The sequence below is a fragment of the Acidovorax sp. HMWF018 genome, from assembly GCF_003061035.1.
Taxonomy (GTDB): Bacteria; Pseudomonadota; Gammaproteobacteria; order Burkholderiales; family Burkholderiaceae_C; genus Acidovorax; species Acidovorax delafieldii.
The window spans coordinates 1-2180 of sequence record NZ_QAIM01000022.1 but is presented as its reverse complement, the minus strand read 5'-3'; the positions used below and the strand labels follow the sequence as shown (position 1 = coordinate 2180).

Annotated in this window: 3 protein-coding genes; all 3 read right to left on the bottom strand. The window is 61.8% G+C overall.

Annotated elements, in window-relative coordinates; translation table 11 throughout:
• The coding region (locus DBR23_RS00615; protein ID WP_108496967.1) for a hypothetical protein at positions 1-400 on the bottom strand (400 nt) is incomplete at its 3' end.
• Between the two features lie 339 nt (positions 401-739).
• On the bottom strand, positions 740-1699 hold the full coding sequence (locus DBR23_RS00610) for a chemotaxis protein (RefSeq protein WP_015015359.1): 960 nt from the start codon (positions 1697-1699) through the stop codon (positions 740-742).
• A 139-nt stretch (positions 1700-1838) separates the two neighbouring features.
• Positions 1839-2141, bottom strand: coding sequence for an antibiotic biosynthesis monooxygenase (locus DBR23_RS00605; RefSeq protein ID WP_108496966.1), 303 nt, complete (start codon positions 2139-2141; stop codon positions 1839-1841).
• Positions 2142-2180: the final 39 nt, after the last annotated feature.

Below are 2180 nucleotides of genomic sequence, written 5' to 3'. Positions count from 1 at the left end.
CCTGGTCCTGTTCTCGGGCTCGGCGATCCAGTTCACGGGCCTGCTGGTCGCGGCGTTCGCGTTCGCGGGCTGCCCGGTCGCGCTCAGCGCGGTCACGGTCACGCTCTCTTTCGCGCCAGTCATTGCGGTTGCGGTCGTTGTCCCACCGGTTGTCGTCGCGGTCACGTCCGCCGTAGTAGATGGCGGGCGGTGGCGGCGGGGCCGAATAGATCACGCCAGGCGCACGGTACACAGGCGGCGCCTGGTACACCGGCGGCGGGGCACTGTAGATGTAGCCTGGCTGTTCGTACACCGGGTAGCGCGGAGAGTCGTAATAGGGGTCGCCCGGCACGGTGGCACACCCCGTCACCAGGGCCCCCAGGACCGTGGCGGAAAGAATGCGGGTGATGGTGTAGGTCATGGTGATCAGACTCCGGCCGGGTGGGGGCGTTCCGCCTTGTCCGTAAAGCCCATGAAAAGCGCTCCGGTGGAGCGTTACAAATTTCAGGGGTCTGGCACAGGGGGCCAATCACTTTAGCGCGTGGGGACGGCTTTTGGTTGACTCGGCGCATGCACAGGTGCCGATGGAGGCTGTAACAACCCGTGAATATGGGGCACGCCTGCTGCTTGATATCGTCAAAAATGATAGCTATCAGAGTACGTTTTACGGACGCAATCAACTGATTCAACCAAAAAATCGGACCCGCAAAAAACAAACGGCCCCGCAAGGCCGTTGTGTTCCAGCGGATAGGGCGCCGGTTTACTTGGGCAGTACGCGGCGGATGGTCTCCGCCAGGTCTTCCGCCACAAACTTGGCCACATAGCCATCGGCCCCGACGCTGCGCACATGGTCTTCGTTGGCCGAGCCCGACAGCGAGGAATGGATGACCACCGGCAGCCCATGAAAGCGGGCGTCCTGCTTGATGTTGCGCGTCAGCGTGAAGCCGTCCATCTCCGGCATTTCCAGGTCGGTCAACACCATGGCCACGCGGTCAAGCACCGTCTTGCCCTCGGCCTCGGCACTTTTGGCGATGGCATTCAGCCGGTCCCAGGCCTCCTTGCCGGATTTCACCATTTCATATGGCGCGTTGAGCACCTTGAGCTCTTGCTCGATGAGCGAGCGGGCCACGAACGAGTCGTCCGCCGCCAGGATGATGCAACCAGGCTTGAGCTTGAGCTTGGCGCCCACCTTTTCCTCTGTGACCTCGTGACCGTCAGAGGGCGAGATCATCTGCAGGATGGCTTCCACGTCCAGCACCTGCGCGAGGCGGGACTCGTCGGTGTTGCCGTCCAGACGGGCAATGCTTGTCACCAGCTTGCCAGCAGCGCCGCTGGTTTCCGCCGACAGCACCTGTTTCCAGTCCAGGCGCACGATGTCTTCCACCGACTCGACCGCAAACGCCTGGGTGGTGCGTGCGTACTCTGTCACCAGCATGATGTTCAGGCCCGTCTGTGGCTTGCAACCCACGATGGAGGGCAGGTCCAGCACCGGAATCACCTGTCCGCGCAGGTTGACCACCCCGAGCGAATGGGCCGTGGTACCCGCAATCGGCGTGATGCTGGGCATGGCCACGATCTCGCGGATCTTGAAGACATTGATACCGAACAGCTCGGACTTGCCCAAGGCGCTGTCGATGCCCAGGCGAAACAGCAGCAGCTCGAACTTATTGGTGCTGGTGAGGTTGGTCCGCTCGTCGATGTCCTGCTGGATGGCTTTCATGTTGGATCCTTCGCGCGGTAATGAAGATACGAAGATACGCGCTTTTACAAATTCTAGGACCCAAACGGCACGCGCAGTGCGCTAAATCTTCAGGCAATACCCGAATAGTGCGCTGCAGCATCCGTGCGTGGCGGCGCCGTCACACCCTGTCCGGCGTGACCGGCTCAAAGTGCACAACGGTGGGGAACGGATCGTAAAAATGGTGCAGCAGCCGTTTCCACTCCTGGTACTGGGCGGATTGGCGGAAACCCACCTCGTGGTCGGCCAGGGTGGCCCAGCGCACCAGCAGCACATAGTCCTGCGGTCGCTCCATGCAATGCCCCAGCTCATGGGACAGGTAGCCAGGCATGCAGGCAATGATGCGCTGCGCCTGGGCAAACGCCTGTTCAAACGCGCTGGTCTGGCCGGGGCGGATGGTGAGGTGGGCAATTTCCATAATCATGGGGGTGGCCAGAGGGGTAGATGGGGCAGGGGATCAGAC